The organism is Mesorhizobium sp. M7A.F.Ca.CA.002.04.1.1 (assembly GCF_004022805.1).
In the GTDB taxonomy this organism is placed as follows: domain Bacteria; phylum Pseudomonadota; class Alphaproteobacteria; order Rhizobiales; family Rhizobiaceae; genus Mesorhizobium; species Mesorhizobium ciceri.
The window spans coordinates 1-389 of sequence record NZ_RZPL01001350.1; the positions used below are offsets into that span (position 1 = coordinate 1).

Annotated in this window: 1 protein-coding gene; it reads left to right on the top strand. The window is 60.9% G+C overall.

Annotated elements, in window-relative coordinates; all coding sequences use genetic code 11:
• Window positions 1-13 precede the first annotated feature (13 nt).
• Window positions 14-389: 1-acyl-sn-glycerol-3-phosphate acyltransferase (locus tag ENZ75_RS34165; protein WP_348630655.1), on the top strand; the 376-nt coding region annotated here is incomplete at its 3' end.

The following is a 389-nucleotide window of genomic DNA, read 5'->3' on the forward strand; positions in this document are numbered from 1 at the left end:
TTTGGGCGCCGCGATGAACAAGCTTTCGCTCAAGACCTTCACCTTGCTGCAGACGGTAACCTCCGTCGGCCTGTCGGCTCTGGCCCGGATGGTGACCGGGGTGCGGCCGATCTGGAACGGCAGCCTGCCCTCCGAGCGGCAGCGCATCTATTTCGCCAATCACACCAGCCATGGCGACTTCATCCTTTTGTCGGCCTGTCTCAGCGAAAGGGAGCGCGCGATCACCCATGCTGTTGCCGCAGGCGAATATTGGGGGAAGTCGCGGCTGCGCCGCTTTATCGCGCAGGACATCTTGTCGTCCGTGCTCATCAACCGGCAATGGACGAGACCTGAGGAAAACCCCATCGAGATCATGCTGTCGGTTCTCGACCAAGGGCACTCGCTTATCC